This window comes from Bradyrhizobium sp. Ken01 (genome assembly GCF_055807355.1).
Map to the genome: position 1 here is coordinate 130,077 of NZ_JBVVPC010000015.1, position 17,871 is coordinate 147,947.

General features: G+C 64.8%; 12 protein-coding genes. 8 read left to right on the forward strand and 4 right to left on the reverse strand.

Annotated elements, in window-relative coordinates:
- Nucleotides 1–115 precede the first annotated feature (115 nt).
- Nucleotides 116–2,995: an ATP-binding protein gene (locus AC0L3S_RS17135; protein ID WP_473280039.1), complete on the forward strand. Its 2,880-nt coding sequence runs from the start codon at nt 116–118 to the stop codon at nt 2,993–2,995.
- Between the two features lie 26 nt (nt 2,996–3,021).
- On the opposite strand, the gene AC0L3S_RS17140 is transcribed toward AC0L3S_RS17135, so the two are convergent.
- Both AC0L3S_RS17140 and AC0L3S_RS17145 read right to left on the reverse strand, forming a co-directional pair.
- The gene (locus tag AC0L3S_RS17140) at nt 3,022–3,729 is read right to left on the reverse strand and encodes a hypothetical protein (protein ID WP_473260141.1); all 708 of its coding nucleotides are present in this window, start codon (nt 3,727–3,729) and stop codon (nt 3,022–3,024) included.
- 117 nt (nt 3,730–3,846) lie between these two features.
- The gene (locus tag AC0L3S_RS17145; RefSeq protein WP_473280041.1) at nt 3,847–6,690 is read right to left on the reverse strand and encodes an ATP-binding protein; all 2,844 of its coding nucleotides are present in this window, start codon (nt 6,688–6,690) and stop codon (nt 3,847–3,849) included.
- Nucleotides 6,691–7,023: 333 nt separating this feature from the next.
- Here AC0L3S_RS17145 and AC0L3S_RS17150 point away from each other — a divergent pair, with 333 nt between their 5' ends.
- The 6 genes from AC0L3S_RS17150 (at nt 7,024) to msrA (ending at nt 12,234) form a co-directional block, all read left to right on the forward strand.
- Nucleotides 7,024–7,695 (forward strand): sensor histidine kinase, encoded by a 672-nt coding sequence (locus AC0L3S_RS17150; RefSeq protein WP_473280043.1) that lies wholly within the window; start codon nt 7,024–7,026, stop codon nt 7,693–7,695.
- Between the two features lie 33 nt (nt 7,696–7,728).
- A complete protein-coding gene (locus AC0L3S_RS17155) occupies nt 7,729–8,454 on the forward strand; it encodes a VOC family protein (RefSeq protein ID WP_473280045.1) in 726 nt (241 codons plus the stop codon).
- 260 nt (nt 8,455–8,714) lie between these two features.
- A complete protein-coding gene (locus AC0L3S_RS17160) occupies nt 8,715–10,028 on the forward strand; it encodes an epoxide hydrolase family protein (RefSeq protein WP_473280047.1) in 1,314 nt (437 codons plus the stop codon).
- 61 nt (nt 10,029–10,089) lie between these two features.
- A complete protein-coding gene (locus AC0L3S_RS17165; RefSeq protein WP_473260131.1) occupies nt 10,090–10,938 on the forward strand; it encodes an enoyl-CoA hydratase/isomerase family protein in 849 nt (282 codons plus the stop codon).
- Nucleotides 10,939–11,143: 205 nt separating this feature from the next.
- Entirely contained in the window at nt 11,144–11,566 is a 423-nt protein-coding gene (locus AC0L3S_RS17170; RefSeq protein WP_007601290.1) for an OsmC family protein, read from the forward strand.
- Between the two features lie 152 nt (nt 11,567–11,718).
- Complete coding sequence (gene msrA / locus AC0L3S_RS17175) at nt 11,719–12,234, forward strand: peptide-methionine (S)-S-oxide reductase MsrA (protein WP_473280049.1); 516 nt, start codon at nt 11,719–11,721, stop codon at nt 12,232–12,234.
- 5 nt (nt 12,235–12,239) lie between these two features.
- Here the strand turns inward: msrA and AC0L3S_RS17180 are convergent, their stop codons facing one another.
- Nucleotides 12,240–15,086: an ATP-binding protein gene (locus tag AC0L3S_RS17180; protein WP_473280051.1), complete on the reverse strand. Its 2,847-nt coding sequence runs from the start codon at nt 15,084–15,086 to the stop codon at nt 12,240–12,242.
- Between the two features lie 296 nt (nt 15,087–15,382).
- Between AC0L3S_RS17180 and AC0L3S_RS17185 the strand changes: the two genes are divergently transcribed.
- Complete coding sequence (locus tag AC0L3S_RS17185) at nt 15,383–16,372, forward strand: Bug family tripartite tricarboxylate transporter substrate binding protein (RefSeq protein WP_473260125.1); 990 nt, start codon at nt 15,383–15,385, stop codon at nt 16,370–16,372.
- 6 nt (nt 16,373–16,378) lie between these two features.
- Here the strand turns inward: AC0L3S_RS17185 and AC0L3S_RS17190 are convergent, their stop codons facing one another.
- Nucleotides 16,379–17,518: an MFS transporter gene (locus AC0L3S_RS17190; RefSeq protein WP_473260122.1), complete on the reverse strand. Its 1,140-nt coding sequence runs from the start codon at nt 17,516–17,518 to the stop codon at nt 16,379–16,381.
- Nucleotides 17,519–17,871: the final 353 nt, after the last annotated feature.

The following is a 17,871-nucleotide window of genomic DNA, read 5'->3' on the forward strand; positions in this document are numbered from 1 at the left end:
CGTGGAGGTTGATGCGGCGGTGTGAGTTCCGGGCGTTGCCCTCGCTGGACCTCCCACCGGTGCCGGCTATAGTCGCGGCGCATTTCGATGGAGCGGCCTTCAGGATGAGTCAGAAGTGACCGAGCTCTCGGCAGGACAGGGTCCCCGCGGCCGCGACGCCGCGGCGATCCCAGATTTCGATGCCGTCGCGTTCGGGCCATTCTCGCTTCGGTCGCGGCTGCTGGAGAAGGATGGCTCGCCGGTCAGGCTCGGCAGCCGCGCGATGGATATTTTGCGCCTGCTGGTCAGTCGCGCCGGCGAAGTGGTCCCGAAGGACGAAATTCTCGGCTATGCGTGGTCCGGACTTTCCGTCGAGGAGGTCAGCCTGCGCGTCCATGTTGCGGAGTTGCGCAAGGTGCTCGGCGACGGAAAGGATGGGGCCCGCTACATCACCAACATTCCGGGCCGGGGCTATTGCTTTGTCGCGCCCGTGCGGCGTGGCGGGCGCGCTGAGGTGGCGGCGCTGGCGTCTGCGCCTGGAAGGGCCGCGCCGCCACCGTCGCTGCCGCGCCGATTGGACCGGATGGTCGGGCGCGAGGACGCCGTGGCCGAGTTGGCGGCTCGCTTGCTCCGCGATCGTTTCGTCACGCTGCGAGGGCCGGGTGGCATCGGCAAGACCACCGTTGCGACCGCGCTCGCGCACGAAATGTGCGATGGGTTCGACGGCAACGTCCATTTCCTCGAATTCGGTCCGCTCAAGGACGCGGCCCTGGTCGCGAGCACGGTTGCTGCCGCGTTAGGACTCGTCGTGCACCACGATGATCCCTCGGCCAGCATCGTCAATTTCCTGCGCGGCCGGCGGCTTCTTCTCGTGCTCGACAGCTGCGAGCACGTCATCGAGGAGGTCGCGCGTCTTGCAGAAAACATCTACCGGGAGGCGCCGGGCATCGTCATCCTCGCAACCAGCCGCGAGTCGCTGCTGGTGGAAGGCGAGCAGATTTTCGAGCTCGTTTCGCTCCCGGGGCCGCCCCAGGGCACCCGCCTCAGTGCCGGCGAGGTGCTGGCCTATCCCGCTGTGCGCCTGTTCGTCGATCGGGCCGTCGCGGCGGGGCATCGCGACGACATCACCGACGAGGATGCCGAAGTCCTGGCCCGGATTTGCGGCAAGCTCGATGGCATCGCGCTGGCGATCGAGCTGGCTGCTGCACGTGTCGGTCTCTACGGACTGCGCGAGATGGCGGCGCTGCTCGACAACCGGCTGCAGCTCGAATGGCGCGGGCGGCGAACGGCGCCGCAGCGGCAGCAGACGCTCGGCGCTACGCTCGACTGGAGTTTCGGTCTGATCGGCGAGAACGAGCGGATCGTATTTCAGCGCCTCGCGGTCTTCGCAGGTTACTTCACGTTGAAGGGCGCGATAGCGGTCGCAGCCGGGGCGGCGATGCCGGAGGATCGCGTCGTCGAGGCGCTGGAGCAACTCGTGGTGAAGTCGCTGGTTTCCACCCAGCCGGACGGCGCATCTCGGCGCTATCGCCTGCTCGACGCAACGCGTGCCTATGCCCTGCAGAAACTGGCCGACGGCGGACAGCTGGCGCAGATCGCGCACCGTCACGCTCTCTATGTTCAATGCACGCTCGAAGCGGGCATGAAGGATAAGGAGGGCAGCGATCATGCGTCGCGATTGCAGGAACGCGCGAGCCTGCTCGCCGATGCCCGCGCTGCGCTGCAATGGAGTTACGCCAACGACGAGGGCGCCGGCTTGCGCGTGCCGCTCGCCGGCAGCTGCACAAGGCTGTTCGTCGAACTCAATTTGCTGAACGAGGCACGCATCTGGTCCGATCGCGCACTCGCAATGCTGGACGAGGCCGACCGGGGCGGCGCATGGGAGCTCGAACTTCAGTCGACGCTCGGTCACGCCTTCATGTTCACCGAGCGTAACAGCGAGCAGGCGGAAGCGGCGCTCAAGCGCGGGCTGGAAATAGCGGAAGCGCTTTCCGATCATGCCAACACATTCAGGTTGTTGTCCCGGCTCAATATGTTCTACCGCCGGACCGGTCGCTATCGGCATCTGGTGCCGACTGCGCTTCACGCCGAGCGGATTGCTCGCCTGATCGGCGATACCGCGGGCATCGCCGGGAGCAAAGCGCTGCTCGGCGTGTCGTATCACCTCGCCGGAGACCAGGCCGAGGCGCAAGCCCATCTCGACCAGGGCCTGCGCGACGACGCTGTGCTCCGCGGGACCCAACCCGGGCATTTCGCCTATTCACGCACACCGCAGATTCCGCTTGCGCGCGTGCTATGGCTGCGCGGCTTTCCCGATCGTGCGCTTGAATGCATCCGGCCGCTGGTCGGTGCTTCGGCGCCGCATGACGTGGTCATGCATTCTATCGCATTATGCTGGTCCGCTTCGGTGTTCGGCTGGCTTGGCGACTGGTCGTCGGTCGAGGCAATGACCGGTCGTCTGGCCGCGCATGCGAGCATGCACGGACTCGTCCCTTACGAAGCCGTCGCGGCGGGTTTTCGAGCGCAGAGCATGATCGCTCGGGGCGAGGTCGCCGGCGGCGTCGACCTGATGCGAAGTGCGCTTCCACGCCTGCACGCCGATCGCTACGAGCTCTACGCCTCGGCGTTCGCTGCGGATCTGTCGCGGGGCCTGGTCAGCTTGGGACAATTGACGGAAGGCATTCATGTTCTTCATGAAACCATTCTGCGGGTCGAGCAGGAAGGCGGCGGCTTCGACATGCCCGAGCTGCTCCGTCTGCGGGGAGAGTTGGAGGCCCATGGCGGCAATCCCGACGCAGCCGAGGCGGATCTCGTCGCCTCGATCTCGCTCGCCGAACAGCAGGGCGCGCTATCCTGGCGGCTGCGCGCCCAGATGTCGCTGGCGCGGCTCCGAATCCGGCAGCGTGGGCAAAATCCGCTCGAACAGCTCGCCCAAACCTATGCCCGGTTCTCGGAAGGGTTCGAGACCGCCGATCTCATTGCGGCACGGCGCATGTTGAACGAGCCGGCGGCCTGACCAGTCGAAGCGAATCGCGCGTGCCGCTACTCGAACACGGCGTCAAAGATCTCGACATCCATCAGCACGGGCTTGGCGACCACGGTGCCGTCGGGCCGCAGCGTCTGCGCGCGTCGGAGCGTCGGCACCACGATCCCGCCGAAGCTGTCATGCGCCCAGGAGAAATGCGCGACCTTCATTCCGAACAGATCGTGATCGGTCCGCCGTTGCAACGCGTTGTCGTCGAAATAGAAGATCTGCTCGGGCGCAAGCGTGATCAGGCCCGGCGGGAACTGCGCCCGGAGCCGCCGCCATGTCTCGTTGTTCTCCTGCCATGGTGACAGTTCCTCCACCACCACGTCGGGATGTGCGAGCAGGAATGGATTGGTCAGATAGTTCCAGATCGCGACGCCGCAGAAGAAGACGAGATGCAGTTCGTCCACCAGCGTGGGCGAACCGGCCTCGGTGAACGCAAGGCTCGGATTGCGCCAGGTCCTGAGGACCTCACCCTCGAGGCTTTCGATCGTGATCGCGTCCGGCTGAAAAGAGCCGGAGTGTTCGCCTCCGGTGATGCCGGTGAAGCGGACCGACTGCGTGCGGGTCGAGCCCTCCGCCGTCACGTCCTTGAATTCGCTGGCATGTCCGGTGCTGGAGAACAGCGTTCCGGCGACGGAGAGGTGAAGCGTGAACCGGCTCAAGCTATTCCAGCGGGCCATTCCGCCGCTGGCATCAATTGCATCGTCAAGAAGCGCCATGTCCGCCATATCCACCATGAAGTGCCGCCACCATGGCGGGGCGGATGCGGCTTGGCGTGTTAGAAGTTGTTAGGAGTTGCGAGCGGATATTCTTGCGGTATCCCGTTGAAGATACTCTCAATTCAGCGCCGTAAGGAGCTCCCTGGCGGCGACCAGATCACGGGTCTGGAGGCCCTCTTGGTATCGTGCGACGAGCGGGGCGAGCAGGGCGCGTGCGTCTCTGGCTTTTCCGGCCTGGCGCCAGACCCGGCCGAGACTGATCGCCCCGCGCAGCTCCCAGCCGAGCGCGCATTGGCGGCGTGACAGATCGAGCGATTCCCGGAAGCAGCTCTCGGCCTCCGCGGCGTTGCCCGACCGGGCGAGGATGTCGCCCTTGACCCTGAGCATCTCCGGCATGTCGAAGGATTCGCCATGATCCGGGATCTCCGCGATGGCATCATTGATGGTCTGCAAGGCTTCGCCGGCCTGGTTCTGAGTGGCAAGCCCCTCGGCGAGCGCGGTCGCAAACACCGTCGTCATGATCCGGTGTCGCGTCGCGTACAGCGTGGCCTGGCTGCGGCGGAGGTGCTCGATGCCGCCGGCGACGTCGCCGCGGCGAAGCAGCAGCTCACCCTTCTGGCCGATGCCGACCGCGTGATAGGGCCCGAGGAAGTGCCGCGCGGAATGATCGATCAGCCGCTCGATCAGGATTTCCGCATTGGCCAAGTCGCCGACCCAGAGGAACACGTAGATGGTCCAGATCAAGGAAATACCGAGAGTGAGCGGCTGCTCGAGCAGCTCGGCTTCGCGAATGGTGTATCGGGACGCCTCGATCGCACGATCGGGCCGGCCGGTGAGCCAAAGCCCGCGCGCCAGCGCCACCAGTGCGACGATGCGGTCGTCATAGCCGAGATGCCCGATATTCAGCCGCTGAGAGCCGGGATTGTGCAACATCGCGCTCTCGCAGAGCTGCACCGCCTTGTCCTGGTTGCCGATCAAATGATGCGCCACGCCCAGCATCCATTCGACGTTCAGCGTGCTGGCAGGATCGTTCAGCTTCCGCGCGACGCTCTCGCCCTGTTCGCCGGTTCCGAGCGCTCCGTGAAAATCCCCGACCCTGGTGAGGTAGATGTGTAATCCGCGCAGCAGCCAGAGCTGCCAGTGCAGATCCTGGAGCTCTCGGGCAAGCTGGAGACTGCGCGTGAACGCCGAGCGGACCGCTTCGGTATTGCCCTGCGTGAACATCGCGGAGACGCCGAGCGCGGCCTGCAAGATCATTTCATTGCGGCCATCCCCCGCGCTCGCATCGAGGGACGCTAGCGCCTGCTGGGTCCAGCGGTAGCATTCCGTCAGCAATGTCAGCTCAAGGAAGAACTGGGCCGCCGACGCCGCCAGATCCACGCCGATCGTTCGGTCCCCGCCGTGTGAAAAGCTCCAGGTCAGCGCGGCCCGAACATTGGGCAGGTGGTCGGCATAGGGAAGGAAGCCGCCGGCACTCTGCATGCCCGTGGATTGGAGAGCGATGTCGCGCAGGAAGTCGCGGAAATATTCGGCGTGGGCGCGTGCGATGCGGTCCGCTTCGCCGTTCTCGACGAGCTTCTCCGCGACGAAGGCACGCGTCGTATCCAGCAGGCGATAGCGCAGCCGCCGCTCCGCAGGCGAGGTCGCGATCAGCGATTTGGAAAGCAGATTGGAGATCGCCTCGGCGGCTTCTGCCTCGCCAATGCCCTGACAGGATGCGACCGCAAGCGCGGCCTCCAGGGTGAACGGCCCGACGAATGCCGACAATCCGCGCAGTGTTGCGCTTTCGTTTGCCGGCAGCAAATCATAGCTCCAGGCGAGCGCCGCACTCAGGGTGTGGTGCCGCGGGACAGCGGTGCGCCGACCGCGCCATAGCAGCGAGAAACGGCTGTCGAGCAGCGAGGCGGTCCCGGCAATGCCATAGGCGTTCACACGCCCGGCCGCGAGCTCGATGGCGAGCGCGATGCCGTCCAGCCGACGGCAGATCTCGGCGACGAGCGGCGCATCCTCTTCGCTGAGCTCGAATTCGCTCAGGCTCTCTGCAATGCGTTCCACGAAGAGCTGAGTTGCGGGATAGGCAAGGATATCCGCGATGCCGAGTCCGTCGCGCTGTGGCGGGCAATCCAGTGGAAACAGCCGATGGACACGCTCACCATCGGCGCGGAAAGATTCGCGGCTGGTGGCAAGAATATGCAGCCCGCCCGCTTCCCGGACGATGCGCTCGGCCAGGGGGGCGAGATCGTCGAGGATGTGCTCGCAACTGTCGAAGACCAGCAGCATCCGCCGGCTGCGCAGGAACGTCAGCAACCCCGGCATCGGATCGTCGGAATTGACGGTCAGGCCGAGCGCGGCCGCAATTGTTCCCGCAACGAGCCTGGTTTCTCGCAGTGCGCCGAAATCGACAAAACACACTTGGCCGTCAAAGGCCTGGAGCTCGCCATGCGCCACGGCCAGTGCGACCGAGGTCTTGCCGATCCCGCCGGGGCCGACGATCGTGACGAAGCGATGCAAGGCGAGTTCGGCGGAAATTTTCGCGACCGCATCGTCCCGCCCGATCATCTTCGAAAGCGGCGAGGGCAGCGAGCGCGGCGCAGCGACGGGCAGGCTGGTCCGGTTCTCCGATGGGGCGGCCCGGAGCAGCGCGGCCGTGAAGCAATAACCCCGTCCGGGGACGTTCACGACGTAGCGGGAGCCTTCGCCCGGATCGCCCAAGGCCTTGCGCAACGTCGTGATGTGAAAGCGCAGGCTGCCTTCGTCCACATTCACGTCGGCCCAGACCCGCCGGATCAACTCACGCTTGTCCACGACCTCGCCGGCGCGCTCGGCCAGGAAAACGAGAATGTCGAGTGCGCGGCCGCCGAGGTGAACCGGGGCGCCGTCCTTCTCGAGCAGCCGCGTCTTTGCAAACAGCCGGAATGGCCCGAAAGCAATGGCCAAATCCTGGTCGTTAGTGTCCGGCACGGGCCAATCATTCCAGTGAAAGAGCTGAACTCTGCACTTTGATCTACCAGAAGGGAACCCTGAGTAAACTGGTCGAAAGTGGCGAAATCGCGTGGGGCGCCGGCAATTGGCCGGCTGCTCGCGGCGATCCGTCTCAAATTGGCTTAAACGCCAACATCTTGCGAAGCGATCGGGACAGCCCGGGCAGCGTGCTTGACGACCAAGCATACGTCTCGGAGTCCGGTCGTCGTACCGCCATCATAACAAAATCTTGCAACGTCTAACGAGCAATGCGCGCGAACTGGATCCAGTATCAGTTCCGAGTTTGACGCTAATTCCAACGGGGAGGCTACGATGTCCGGTATCAATGCTCGGCCGAATGACGACGTCGTTCGATCTCAATTTGTTGCCAGTTTAGACGATCAGTCGCGTGACTGGGAGCTCGTGCTGCGGGAATCCCACCATCGGATGAAGAACACGCTGACGATACTCGGTGCGTCAGTCCGCCGCGATTTCACCCGAACGGGTACCAGGGACGTATCGCTTGCAGCGGACCGGCTCGAGCGGCGCATCGTCGCCTTCGGCAGGCTCTATCAGCTCTTGTCCGACAATGACGACCGTACGGCGATCCCGGTGGCGGCCTTCTTCGAAAATTTGTGCGGAGCGATTTCCGAGGCCGTGCTGGAGCCCGCGGGCATCCGCTGCGAGGCGGCGATCGAAAGCGGCACGTTGCCGGCGTCGCAATGCCATCGGCTCGCGCTGATGCTGACGGAGCTGGTGACGAATGCGGCCAAGCACGCCTTCCCGAAGAGGAATGATGCAATGATCCGCATCGAAATGGCCAATCGCGACGGCGCCTGGTTCTGCACGGTGGCCGACAACGGGATCGGTGCGACCGGGCCGCTTCAGGGCACCGGCAGCCGGATTCTCGAAGGACTCGCACGCAGCATTCACGCCCGACTGCAGGGCGAGGCGGGAGAAGACGGCACACGCGTAACCATCGTGATGCCGATCGCCGCTGGTTGAAGTTCGTCTTAGATCCAACCCAGGGAGTTCGACATGGCCACTACTGAAATCGACCGCGACGCCGCGGCCAATCCTTCCAACAAGCCTTCCAACCAGTCTGCGAATAAGCCTTCGACATCGCGTGGCGTCGATCAGAGGCTCGAGGTGATCGTGATCCCCGTGTCCGATGTCGATCGCGCCAAGGCCTTCTACGCGCGTCTCGGCTGGCGACTGGACGCCGATTTTGCCTCCGGCGACGATTGGCGCGTGATCCAGTTCACGCCGCCGGGTTCGGCCTGCTCGGTGATCTTCGGCCGGAACGTGACGGCGGCATCGCCGGGCTCGGCGCGAGGCTTGTACCTGATCGTCTCCGATCTGGAGGTGGCACGAAAGGATCTGCTCGACCGCGGCATTGAGGTCAGCGCTCCGTTCCACGGAGCCGGCGATGTTCACGCCGGGACCGACGAGCCTTATCTCTCCGGCAGCGTTCGGGTGAGCGGTGCTGACCCGAAGCGCGGCAGCTACGGCTCATTTGCCTCGTTCAGCGATCCCGACGGCAATGGCTGGCTGTTCCAGGAGGTCACGACGCGATTGCCGGGACGGATCGCGGGCGACGGCACCACATTCGCTTCGCAGGCTGCGCTGGCCGCAGCACTGCGCCGCGCGGCGGCGGCACATGGCGAGCACGAGAAGCGGACCGGCGGGCACGATGAGAACTGGGCGGATTGGTACGCCGATCATATCGTCCGCGAGCAGGCGGGCCAGCCGCTGCCGTCCTGAGCTGGACAGCACGGAATCTTCGACTGATGCAAGCCGACGCGGCGTGGGATGACCGAGCTCATCGCGCGCCGTGTTGCTGCGGCGGCCAGCATCGCGGATCGCTCTCTTCGCTCTCGCGCGGCGGCTCGCAACGGCTAACGCGGTCTAACAACCCATAACGAGCAAATTGCCGGGGCTTGCGCCAATCTCTCTGCATGACGAACCGAGGCGTTGATGTCGAATTCGGTCAGCGTCACCGACCAAAGCCAGGGAGATCGAACATGGCCACGCAAGCACGTACCGACATTCTCAATCCAGACCGCCGTCAACTGTTGGGCCACGCCGCGATGACCGCAGTTGCCGCAAGCGTATCGAGCCTGCTGCCGCTGCATTCCGCGAAGGCCGGCGTGAGCGGAGCGGTTCGCCCGTTCCACGTCAGCGTGCCCGAGCAGGATTTGCTCGATCTCCGCCGCCGTCTTGCGGCGACGCGCTGGCCGGATCGTGAGATCGTTGCCGATCAATCGCAGGGCGTGCAACTGACGACGGTGCAGCAGCTCGTGAGCTACTGGCAGAACGACTACGACTGGCGCAAGATGGAGGCGCGGCTGAATGCCTTGCCGCAATTCGTCACCGAGATCGACGGCGTCGACATCCACTTCATTCACGTTCGCTCCAGGCACGAGAATGCATTGCCGATGATCGTCACGCATGGCTGGCCCGGTTCGATCGTCGAGCAGATGAAGATCGTCGGCCCGCTCACCGACCCCACCGCACACGGCGCGACGGCGGCGGACGCCTTCGATCTCGTGATCCCGTCGCTGCCCGGCCACGGCTTCTCCGGCAAGCCGACGGAATTGGGCTGGGATCCGCAGCGCGTCGCGCGCGCCTGGATCGTGCTGATGAAGCGGCTCGGCTACAACCGCTATGTCGCGCAAGGCGGCGATTGGGGCAATGCCGTGACGGAGCAGATGGCGGTGATCGCGCCGCCCGAGCTGCTGGGCATCCACACCAACATGCCGGCGACCGTTCCCGACGACATCGCCAAGGCGCTTCAGCCCGGCGGATCGCGGCCCTCGAACCTTTCGGCCGACGAGCGCTACGCTTACGATCAGCTCGATGATTTCTACAAGCACGGTCTCGGCTACGCGATCGAAATGTCCAACCGGCCGCAGACGCTCTATGGTCTGGTGGATTCGCCGGCGGGCCTGGCGTCCTGGATGCTCGACCATGATGCGCGCAGCGCCGCGATGATCGCCCGGGTGTTCGACGGCAAGACTGAAGGGCTGTCGCGCGACGACGTGATCGACAACATCACGCTCTATTGGCTCACCAACACCGCGGTGTCATCGGCGCGGCTGTACTGGGAAAACAAGCTGGTGTTCTTCGAGCCCAAGCACATCAAGATTCCCGTCGCCGTCAGCGTCTTCCCGGACGAAATCTACGCCGCGCCGCGCAGCTGGACCGAGAAGGCCTATCCCAAACTGATGCACTACAACCGTCTCGACAAGGGCGGTCATTTCGCGGCCTGGGAGCAGCCCGCGTTGTTCTGCGCGGAAATGCGCACCGCCTTCCGAGCGCTGCGTCAGTCGATCTGAGACCTTCGGGGACGCGCACTTCCGCGCGTTCCCTTCTTTCCCCATAGACAGGAATACAATCATGAACCGCCCCGAACGCTCCTTCACGACCGACCAAATCCGCCTGGAACGTCGGCTGCCGTCGTATTGGCGTGTCACCTTCGACATGCCCCCGGTCAATATCTTCGGCCCCAAGCAGCTTCCGCTTCTCGACGACGTCGTCACGGCGATCGAGACCGATCCTGAGGTGAAGGTCGTGGTGTTCGACAGTGCCGTCGAAGGCTTCTTCATCACGCATTACGACTTCCTCGCGCCCCTGGAGGATTCGCTTCGTATCCCGCCCGGGCCGACCGGCCTGCAGGCGCTGCCCGACATGCTGGTGCGTCTCAGCCGCGCGCCCGTTGTTTCAATTGCCTCGATCAGGGGCCGTGCGACCGGCGTCGGCAGCGAGCTGGCGCTCGCGAGCGACATGCGTTTTGCCAGCCGCGAAAAGGCGATTCTGTCGCAATGGGAGGTCGGTGCGGGCCTGGTACCTGGCGGCGGGCCGATGGCGCGGTTGCCGCGCCTGATGGGCCGCGGCCGCGCGCTCGAAGTTCTGCTCGGCGCCGACGACATCCACGGCGATCTCGCCGAACGCTACGGTTATGTGAACCGGTCGTTGCCGGATGCCGAGCTCGACGGCTTCGTCGAGGCGTTGGCGATGCGCATCGCGTCCTTCGACAAGGAGGCAATTGCCGAGACCAAGCGCCTCGTTGACGTCGCAAGCCTGCCGCCGGATGTCGAGATCAAGCCGGAATGGGACGCCTTCCTGGCCTCACTCAGCCGCCCCGCGAGCCGGACCCGCATCAAGGCGCTGATGTCGCGCGGCTTCCACCGCGCCGGTGACGTCGAGAACCGGCTCGGCTTCCACGTCGGACAGATTGGTAGCTAAAGCGTTTTCGAGCGAAGTGGATATCGGTTCGCGTGAAGAAAACGCGTCAAAGCAAGAATCAAGTCTCGTTCCGATTTTATCGGAACGGGATTTGAGGGAACCGCTGCGGCGCCCGGCCGGTTGGAACGGCGGCAGGCGGTCGTGCCAATGTCGCTTTCGTACCGTACCGAGCGCCGGTGCAAAAAAATCAACCAGGAGAATTGAGATGATCCGCAAGGCAACAGCAGTCTGGAAGGGCACCGGTCGCGATGGCACTGGTCAGCTATCGAGCGAATCCGGCGTGCTCGCCGCGACGCCTTATTCCTTCAAGACCCGCTTTGAGAACGAGAAGGGCACCAATCCCGAGGAATTGATCGCGGCGGCCCATGCCGGCTGTTTCACCATGGCCCTGGCCTTCGGCTTGCAACTCGCCGGCTTCACCCCTGACGAGCTCTCGACGGAAGCCGCGGTCACGCTCGAACCTGAAGGCAAAGGCTTCAAGATCAGCAAATCGGCGCTGACGTTGCGTGCCAAGGTGCCGAACCTCGACGACGCAGGTTTCGCCAGGATCGCCGGCGAGGCCGAGAAGAACTGCCCTGTGTCGAAAGTGCTCAACGCCGCGATCACGCTCGACGCCAAACTGACGTAGGGCGCGCTCTCATTGTGTCTCCATCCGGTTCTGGAAGCTTGCGCCTCGCGAGAGGAACTGGATGGACAAATGCCTGGCTATCGGCTGAGCCGCCAAAAGCATAGGATGCGACGGATGCAGAACGGACAGACGGATCAATTGGGAGTGGAGATATGACAACGGAACGCGCAGTTTTAGCCGGAGGCTGCTTCTGGGGCATGCAGGATCTGATCCGCAGGCAGCCGGGCGTGGTCTCCACCCGCGTCGGTTACACCGGCGGCGCGGTGAAGAATGCCACCTACCGCAATCATGAAGGTCATGCCGAAGCGATCGAGATCACCTTCGATCCCGCCAAGACCAGCTTTCGGACCATGCTGGAGTTCTTCTTCCAAATTCACGATCCGACCACGCTCAACCGCCAGGGCAATGATCTGGGCACGAGCTATCGCTCCGCGATCTTTTACACGAGCGACGAACAGAAGCGGATCGCCAAGGACACGATTGCAGACGTCGAGGCGTCCGGTCTGTGGCCTGGCAAGGTCGTGACCGAGGTCGCGCCCGCGGGCGAGTTCTGGGAAGCCGAGCCGGAGCATCAGGACTATCTCGAACGCTATCCGGACGGGTACACCTGCCACTTCATCCGCCCCGACTGGAAACTGCCGCGGCGCGGGGCTGCCGCGGCAGGCTAGGCTAGTTAGCGTGCGTTCAGGTTCGCAATTGCGACCAGGTCGCGGGCAACGCGCATATCGGCGAAGTCTGAGCCCTCGGCAAACGCTCCGCAGACGTTATCAAGAACCGCCAAGGCGTCCGCGCTCTGGCCAGCCCCGATCATGTACCGCGCCAGGCTGACCGCGCTTCGCAGCTCCCAGAAGCGCGCGCCTTGCTGGACGGCAATGTCCATGGCCTCGCGAAAGCGCGCCTCGGCATCTTCTGAATGCCGCGCGCTCCTGAGCATCAACTCTCCGTTGATGCGGATCAGCTCCGGCAGATACCAGAGCTCCTGCCGGTCGTTGCAGCGGGTCAGGACGTCCTCGATCACGTCGAGGCCGCGGTCAACCTGGTCGGCCTCTCCGGAACACGCGGCGAGCTCGCCGAGCAGGGGCAGAAAACGCGGCAGGAAGCGCGCATCGCCGGCGCGATTGAGCTCCTCGCGCAGCAGTGGCAGGCCGGTCGAGTCGCCGCGTTTGACCATGACGGCGGCGTTGAAGGCCCTAGCCCACAGGCCCCACAGCCGGATGGCGTGGCGCTCGGTGTGTTCGAGCAGCTCGATGCCGTGACGCTCCGCGGCGTCGAAATCGCCGGACCAGAAGGCGATCGGGCATGCGGCTTGTCCGAGCACGCTGCAGAAGGTCAGCGCGTGGCCATTGGCGCGGCCTTCCTCGATGTTCCTGGACGTGAGGGCCTGAGCCTGATCGGCCAGGCCCTGAAGCCACAGGATGCGAGCCCGAAAATATTGCGTCGAGATTCTCAGATCGAGCGGGAAGATTTTCGGCTTCTCCGCCAACACATGCAGCGATGCATTGACCCGGTCGATGCGCAGCCGAGCCTCGGTCTGATCCCCGAGATAGTGCAGCGCCACGGCCATCAGCCGGTCGCCCAGCATGACATCGGTCCTGTCGGGAGAGTTCGCGGCTGCGTTCGCAAAGCGCTCGGCGAGCGCACGGGCCTTGCCGAACTGTCCGTTGTTGAACTGGTCGATGCACAAGCCCCAGAGCGCGCGCAGCCGGAAATCCTTGTCGTCGAGCCTGTCAGCCAGATCGAGGGTCGTCTCGAGGATCGGTCGAGCCTCGCGCGCGCGGCCCTCGCCATACATCAGCGACCATCCGAGCGCCGACAGGAGCTGCATGCGGATGCGGTCGTCGTCGGCGGTGTCTCCGAGCGCCGCGAGCGCCGTTCTGCTGCGCTCACGGCATTCCGCGAACAGCGAAAGACGCACCCACAGCGTGACCGCAGCCGCCGTCAGCGCGATACCGAGTGTCGCCTCGCCGTCGGGCCCGAAGGCCCAGTCCAACGCCGCGCGCACATTGTCCAGCTCCGCGCCATAGATGCTCAGCCATTCGGGCAGCGGCGTCGAAATATCGGCCTCCGCGCGCTCGAATAAGTCGCGAAAATGCTCGGCATGACGCCGCGCGAACTGCCTGGCTTCGCCGAGCTCGTTGAGTTTTCCGTATGCATAGGTGCGCGTGGTGTCGAGCAGCCGATAGCGCAGCGTCCGCGAGCCCGACGGCGAGATCAGCGACTTGGTCACCAGGCTGTCGATTGCTTCGAGAGTCTCGGACGCGTTGAGGCCGTCACCGGACGCGACCGCCGCAGCCGCCTCCGGCGCGAAAGGCCCGGCAAAGACCGACAGGCGTCGCAGCGTGGCGCTCTCCGCGGCAGGCAGAAGGTCGTAGCTCCAGTCCAGGGCCGCAGCGAGCGTCTGGTGCCGCGGCACGGCGGTGCGCCGGCCGCGCCATTGCAGCGAAAAGCGGCTGTCGAGCAGGGATGCTGTGCCGGCGATGCCGTAAGCATTGACGCGGCCTGCCGCGAGCTCGATCGCCAGCGCGATGCCGTCGAGGCGCCGGCAGATGCTCGCGACGAGGGGCGCCTCTTCCGCGCTGAGCTGGAACGGGCCCGAGCTCTGCGCAATGCGGTCCACAAAGAGTTGAGCCGCGGGATAGGCAAGGACCTCGTCGACAGCTAGCCCTTCGCGCTCGGGCGGACAATCCAGCGGGAACAGCCGGAAAATCCGCTCGCCTTCGCTCCGGAACGACTCGCGGCTGGTTGCGAGAACGCGGAGCTGCGGTGCCTCGCGAACGATGTGCTCGACGAGCGGCGCCAATTGATCCAGCACGTGTTCGCAACTGTCGAAGATCAGCAGGGCCGGGCCGGTCTTCAGAAACGTCAGCAGGGCCGGCGTCGGATCCTCCGCGCTGATGGTCAGTCCAAGCGCCGAAGCGATGGTGGTCGCGATGTGACTGCCATCCCTCAGCGGACCGAAATCGACAAAGAAGACTCGCCCGCCGAAATCCTGGGAACGGCGATGCCCGACGGTGACGGCGACCGAGGTCTTGCCGATGCCGCCCGGCCCGACGACGGTCATGAAGCGATAGAGCGAAAGTCCGTTCGAGATCTTCTCGATGACGTCTTCCCGGCCGACCATCCTCGTGAGCTGAGCGGGCAGGGAGCGGGGCGGGGCGGTTTCGGCCGGGACCGGGGCGGCCGGCAGAGCCGCTTGAGCGAACGAGGCGACAAAGCAATAGCCGCGGCCGGGCACGTTGACGACGTAACGGGCCGACTTGCCGGTGTCACCGAGCGCCTTGCGCAGCGCCGCGACATGGAAGCGCAGGCTGCCCTCGTCGACATTGACGCCGGCCCAGATGCGCTTGACCAGCTCTCTCTTGTCGACGACTTCTCCGGGGCGTCCGGCAAGGAAGATGAGAATGTCGAGCGCGCGGCCGCCGACGTGAAGCGGCGCGCCCTCCTTCTCCAAGAGCCGGGACTTCGGAAACAGTCGAAATGGCCCAAAGGAAATGGCCGAGTCTTCGCTACGATCTGGCACGCGCCATCGCCCCCTCGAAGGGAGTCAAAATGTATTACTTTGTGGTCTAGCAGAACGAGGCGTACAGTAAACTGGCCGAAAGCAGTGGGCAGGGCTGCCAGTCCTGCGTGGACGGCTTGGGTCGGCTCGCTCGCGAAATTATGCTTGGAAAGTAAAGAGTTAGACCGGCGTGACAATGCGATGACACCGCGGCTCGTCCGGATGGAGCATTGACTGTCGTGCCGGATTGCTGCGATGGCATCGTCCGGGAGCCGGTCCCGCCACCACATTGACTGCCGACTTCCGGAATTTGCAGCATGACCTCTTTCACGCGGCGAAAATTCGTGCACGCGTTGACAAGCGCAGCGGCGCTCACCGCGCTTCCCCGCAACGGACAAGCTGCCGACTATCCGTCTCGTCCCATTCGCTTGGTGATTCCTTACGGAGCCGGCGGATCGGGTGACCAGATCGCGCGCCCCTGGGTGGACAGGATGCCGTCGCTGCTTGGGCCGACCTTCGTCGAATATATTGGCGGCGCGGGCGGCGCCATCGGGACCGCGGCGGTGGCGCGCGAGGAGCCCGACGGCTATTCGCTGCTGCTCGGCAACGGCAGCACGCAGGTCATCATTCCCATGACGTCGGCGAATCCCGGATATTCCGTTGCCGATTTCCGCGCGATCTACCGCCTGATCAACAGCGCGCTGGTTTTCGCCATCAATCCTTCGGTGCCCGCCGCAAACCTGCGCGAGCTGATCGCCTATGCGAAAGCCAATCCGGGAAAGCTGTCCTATGGCACGCCGGGGATCGCCACCGGAAATCATCTGGTCGGCGAATCCTTCAAGCAGCAGGCGGGGGCCCTGGATATTGTCCACGTGCCCTATCGGGGCATCTCGCAGGCGACCAACGACCTCGTCAGCGGCCAGATATCGCTCGTCATTGCCGTCATGTCCGTTCAATTGCAGCAGCTGGCTCAAGCGGGGAAAGTCAGGCTGCTTGCGGTCACCACCGAAACGCGGCTGAGCGGCGCGCCGGAGATCCCGACCGCCGTCGAATCCGGCATGCCCGGCATCCGGTATGAGGGATGGTTCGGTCTGTTCGCACCCAAGGACACCGACGATACGATCATCGACCGGATCGCGCAGGCGACGCGGCTCGCCATGGCCGATACGGCGCTCCTGGCGAGCTATCGCGCCCAGGGCATGGAGCCGGACAATGACTCAAGCCCGGACAAATTCCAGCGCATCGTCGAGGCCACATCCGCAAGCCTCGCGCCCTTGATCAAATCGATCGGGCTGAGCAATTTGTGAGGCCGCTCAGCTGGCGGCGCGCGTAACAATACGCGCCGTCAGCGTGACGAGGCCCATCAGCGCGGTCAGGAGCCAGAACGCCACCGGCAATCCGCCAAGACGTGCGACGAAGCCGATACCGGCGGGGCCGACGAGAACGCCGGCGTAGCCGGCGGTGGTGATCGCCGCGACGGCGAGGCCCATCGGCATCACCGTCTGCCTCGCCGCCCGGCGGAACAGCACCGGCACGAGGTTCGATGCGCCGAGGCCGATGAGCAGGAAGCCGGCTACGGCGACCGCCACGACGGAAGCCGTGAGCAGGACCACGAAACCCGCGATCGCAATCAGGCTGCCCCAGAACAATGTCGTGCGGTCTCCGATGCGTGCGACTACGGCGTCGCCGCCGAGCCGCCCGATCGTCATGGCGACCGAGAACACGATGTAGCCGATCCCGCCTTGCGCTTCGGAAACGAGGCCCGCGCCGATGACGAGCAACGCGCCCCAATCGAGCATCGCGCCTTCGACCAGGAACGTGATGGCGCAAAGCAGCGCGAGCAGGAGCACGGCGCCATGCGGCAACACGAACAGCGGTCCTTCCTGCACCTGAACGGAGCGAAGCAGCCGCGGCCAGGCCGCCAGCATCGCGATCAGCATCAGGACGGAGCAGATCAGCGTGCAAGCGAGCGCGCCGAGTTGCAGCGAGAGCAGTGCGGTCATGAGCGCGGCCCCGGCGAAGCCGCCGATGCTGAACAGCGCGTGGAAGCCGGACATCAGCGGATGTCCCGCGGCCCGCTCCACCTCAACCGCGTGGATGTTCATGGCGACATCGATGGAGCCGAGCGCGGCGCCAAACGCGAAGAGCGCCAGCGCCAGCGTCGCGGGCGAGCTCGCGATCGTCAGCAGAGGCAGGACCAGGGCAAGACCGAGCCCGCCCGCAATGATGATCGGCTTGCTGCCATAGCGCGCGCTCAGCAAGCCGGTCAGAACCATCGCGACGACCGAGCCGATGCCGAGGCTGAGCAGGAGCAGTCCGAGGATGCCGTCGTCGACGGCGAGCCGCGCCTTCGCGAACGGCACCAGCGGTGCCCAGCACGCGATACCGAAGCCCGCGACGAGGAAGGCAAGCCTGGTCGCAAGGCGTGTCGCCGGCTTGTCGGCAGAAGACATGGGAACTCCGAGGAGGGGTAATTCAAGGCAGGGGCAATCGAGAAGCCTCGAAATTGTTGCGTCTTTATGTCGGCGGCGGACTCGGATTGTCGCAGGCAGCTCCTGGGCGACCGCAAGCGGACACTAGGCCTTTTGGCTCGTCACCAGCATCTCGGCGGCGCCGGTGGGCTGCGCCGTCGGACGAAATACCCTGACAGCCCGACCTGCGTCGGTGTCAAGCCGTGCGCGCAAAAATATTCCACTTTACCGAAATTCGGAAACGGCGTATGTGTCGGCCATCCCGGCTCATCCTTGAGGGGCGATCTCGTTGTCGTCTTGATTGCGAGCCGGGCTTGCGATGGACGCGGCAGCGT